At 39.6% G+C, this 4,562-nt stretch carries 1 protein-coding gene and 1 pseudogene; both read left to right on the top strand.

Features of this window, described 5'->3' with window-relative positions:
* Positions 1–57: 57 nt before the first annotated feature.
* Positions 58–1,235 (top strand): annotated as a pseudogene (locus ALO_RS10785) (IS3 family transposase).
* 254 nt (positions 1,236–1,489) lie between these two features.
* Complete coding sequence (locus tag ALO_RS10790) at positions 1,490–4,495, top strand: HD domain-containing protein (RefSeq protein WP_004095623.1); 3,006 nt, start codon at positions 1,490–1,492, stop codon at positions 4,493–4,495.
* Positions 4,496–4,562 lie beyond the last annotated feature (67 nt).

Raw genomic sequence — 4,562 nt, forward strand, 5'->3', positions numbered from 1 at the left:
TATAATGCTCCCATAAACTGAGACACAAAAGAAGAAAAAATAAGTTATAATGGGAGTATGAATAAGCGAAATCACTACTCAGCCGAATTTAAAACCAAAGTGGTCCTGGAAGTCCTCGGGGAAGAAGCGACTGTCAATGAAATCGCCGCCAAGCACGGCCTAAACCCCGTGATGCTCAGCCGGTGGAAAACCGAATTCCTGGAGCGGGCCTCCGACGTGTTTAAGAGAGGTCAGTCGGAAACCGACAAGGAATTGGCAGCGGAAAAAGAACGAGTGGCCCGCCTGGAGCAAAAAATCGGCCAGTTGACCTATGAGGTGGACTGGCTCAAAAAAAAAATCTGAAGAAATCATCAAGCGCCGGCGAACGTAAACTCTTATTGGAGATCAGTCACACCAAGCTCACTGTCAAGCGCCAGGCAGACCTTCTTAGCGTCAACCGGACTAGCGCCTACAAAAGGCCAAGTCCTCCTGCCATCAGGGAACAGGATTTATTTCTCATGCGCCGGATCGATGAAATCCATACCGATGAACCAACCTGGGGCTATCGGACGATTACCCAGATTTTGCGACGTGAAACAGGCGTGGCCATCAATCGTAAGAGAGTCCGCCGACTGATGCGGGACATGGGCCTCTATGTCATCTATCCCAAGCCTAACCTGAGCAAACGCTACCACCAGCAATTTCTGCGGCCCTATCTTTTGCGTAAAGTAGCGATCACCCGGCCGGATCAAGTCTGGGGGATCGATATTACCTACATCCGCATGTCAAAAGGGTTTATGTACCTGTTTGTGATCATCGACTGGTACAGCCGCTATATCGTGGATTATGAGCTATCGAGCACGCTTGATAAATCCTTTGTTTTAGCCTGTTTAAAACGCGCTCTTAGCTTTGGAAAGCCAGAAATCATCAATAGTGATCAAGGCGGCCATTTTACCAACCCGGAGTATATTCGACTGGTAGAAGAAGCCGGAGTAAAAATCTCCATGGACGGTAAAGGCCAGTGCCTGGACAACGCATGAACAGAACGATTTTTTCGGACTCTCAAATATGAGCGCATCTATGTCAACGAATATACCACTCCTCGGGAACTGCGCAGGATGCTCAAAGAGTACATGCAGACATACAATACCTATCGGCCACACTCCTCTTTGGGTGGCGCTTGCCCTGTCCAATACTACTTCGGAAACTTGCCTAATGAGGCTGTTTCATTTCAAAAAACTCAGAAGGGAGCTTAACTTATTTTTTCCCATTCTGTGTCTTGACAATGGGGAGCATTATACTGAGCACTCAGGCAGTGGATAATTCATCACCACACAGCGCCTGATAAAGAAGCATAAGCCAACAAACTGACGACAAACAGATGACTCTCATGGAGGAATCAGTAAAATAGTATTTAGAGAGGGATTAACCTAAGCTCCCAGGTAATAATGAAGACAGGCTACCGCCCGAATAATAATCTTTATAGTTTCACATAGGAAGTTTCATCCAAATGTCGAAATATCACTATAAGGATAAATTCGGAGGTGAACCTAATTTGGTAGCAGACGTTACTAAAACTGCCTTAATGATTTTCTTAAAAAGAATGAATACTCAATACTTCGCTAAAGCCCTTGAACTTAGAGAAGCAGTACAAAAATTGCTTTCATATATTCCCGCCACATTTCCACATTATACTTCTCATTCAGTTGAACATAGTGATGAAATCATTTCTCAAATATCTCAATTACTCTTTAAAAACCAAAATAGTATAAAAGCAACAGTAAATTTGTCTCCTACTGAAGCATATATTTTGATCGCATCTGCATACTTACATGATGCTGGCATGGTAGCATCAGATAGAGAAAAAATGGAGATAATAGCCTCAGAAAGATGGAAATGTTGGCTTTCAACGGAAGGACCCTCAAAACGTTTTTTTGAGATCGAAAAGTTACGTAATGACTTGTTCGTTGAAGAATCTATTCGTCAATTTTTAGCTGATCGCCAGCTCCGCTTTTTAATTGGAGAATTTATTCGTAAGGAGCACCATATTCGATCGACGCAAATTCTCCAGCAGAATCAGTCTGAACTAGGTAGATTTGCTTTTGATGACCCTGATTTACAGAGAGCAATATCCGATGTTTGCCTTTCTCATGGATTAGACTACAATGAGCTTGACACTGATAGGTATCCAGACAGACGCACAATTAGAGGCGAACTTGTCAATATGCGTTTTTTCGCTATACTTTTAAGGGTTGGCGACCTACTTGATACCGTCAATGATAGAGCCTGTCCTCTGCTAATTAATGCAGCCTCCCCATTACCAGCCGACAGTTTTGCCCACTGGTCAAAGTATCAACGTATTGTGCACCGGCTCACAGCACCGGATCGAATTGAAATAACCGCTCGATGTAAGAATCAGGATGAACATAGATTTCTTCACGATTGGTTTACTTGGTTAGTAAAAGAGCTTAAAAACGCTGCTATCTCTATTATCCGATGTCAGTTGCATAACAACTGGAAGCCTCCCGTAGCCGAAATTAGTACTTCCTCACATCCTGGAAACATCAACATTTTTCCTGCTGACGACGCTCTTTATATTCCTATGGATTGGAAATTTGAGTTTGATACTGATTTGGTTTTTAAAAGACTTATTTCTGATGTCTATGATTCGCAATCCGCCTTTTTGCGTGAACTTATTCAAAATGCTCTTGATGCAACTAGATGTCAGGTTTACATTGATTTAAAAAATTGTAGCCTTACATTACCAAAATATCCAACAGAGATAAGTGAAACCATTAGGAATAAATATCCAATAAATATCAAGCTTTATGAACAAGAATTTACGAATGAACTTTCGGGGGTACGAGAAATAAAACAGGTATTATCTGTTGAAGATTTCGGAATAGGCATGACCGAGGAAATCATTCAGAAATATTTACTACAGGTTGGAAAGTCATATTATACTACTGAGGATTTTTTACGTAATTATCATTTTCATCCTACAAGTCAATATGGTATAGGATTTTTGTCGGTCTTTGGAGTAAGTAGCAAAATCACTCTAGAAACATATTCTCCCAAAAAGGTAGGAAGACCTATTTCCTTAAACCTTGCTGGCCCGAGAAGCTATATTTTGGTAGAAAAATCAGACCGAAATAAGAACGGTACGAAAATTACATTAGTATTAGATGAACCCTTCGAAACTGGCGACTTGGAGAAGATTGTTCGCTATTGGTGCAAGAAAGTAGAGTTCCCGATAGTTTTAGAAGACCTAGGGAATCAGATATTAATTACATCGGAAAAACCGGAAGATTTTATTTATGAAATACCGGAAATAATTGAGCCCTATGGAAAATATTCTATTCGTTGTTTTCCCATTCAAGCATCTGGTCTAGAAGGTGAAATATATGTGTTTGCACACAGTACCTCAGAATCGGAATCCTGGGCCGATCTTAATTATGCGAAAAATTATATCATTGATCACCCTCAAGCGCAAATACCGACACTTCCAAGTGACTTAACATGTATTCATGGTATAACTATAAGACACTACAACCAATTGAAAAACAATTGTCAGCTTAGTATAAGAGTTGATTTTCGGGATAATTCGTTGAAGCCTTCGTTATCTAGGGAAAAGGTACGCATACCATTCAGAGATGAGAACCGTCTTGATCCAAGAATAGAAAATCGTTTAGTTCAAATACTTTCTGATCACTTGCAAACCACATCTTTAGCTAGTGGAAATAATGAATGGATTTACAAACAACGTCTTATTAGAAATATTTCATTTTTGGAAGAATTTTGGAATGGAATACCCCGTTCGATTCGAATGTTCCTGGGAGGTATTCCTCGGCTATTCTCGCTAAAAGAAATAAAAAGCGTGGAAAAAATTATCGCGATTGTCTTTCCCTACGAAATCGAGAATCTAAAAAGGCGAAAATTTAAACTCCCTGAAATAGCAATACCCTTTAACTCACTTGATTCAAGCGTTCCTGTTATTACTGAAATAGATATGGAACTGCTTTCTAAGGAACATAATAAGGCGATTTTTGACAATAGGGTAATTACTAACGTGTCGATATTACCGAATGGTTTTTTGGGAGTAGAGTGGCAATTAGGAATAAGTACAATAAAGTTGAAGGATACCATAGAGTTAGCATTCTTTGATTCTTCTGATTTTTTTGGCGCAGTTCTTCATAAAACAAGTGATACAGTTTATTCTCAAATTGTGTTAAACGAAAACAATATATTCATTCAATGGCTTCTAAACCTAAAATCAATGTGTGAATCAGAAGATCATGGATTATCTTCAAGACAGTTTTCTCACATTATCGATCTAGTTGAGAAAGTTGTAAGATATAATGATTATCCGGAACTTTTGAACCATTTAAATAACTGGCGTAATATGGGGGAAATTTCTGATCAACTAGATAGTCTTCAAGTTTGCTCTAATGAACGCGAGTTCTATATTTCAGGAAAAAAAATGATTGTCCTAAATAAATATATGTTGTTGATGTAAAGGCGACTTGGCTTATGCTTCTTTATCAGGCGCTGTGTGGTGATGAATTATCCACTGCCTGAGTGCT

This window comes from Acetonema longum DSM 6540 (assembly GCF_000219125.1).
GTDB classification, from domain to species: Bacteria; Bacillota; Negativicutes; order Sporomusales; family Acetonemataceae; genus Acetonema; species Acetonema longum.

Bases quoted from the DNA above. Each gene is read 5' to 3' on its own strand.
- ALO_RS10790 (WP_004095623.1), top strand. From the start codon at position 1,490: ATGTCGAAATATCACTATAAGGATAAATTCGGAGGTGAACCTAATTTG.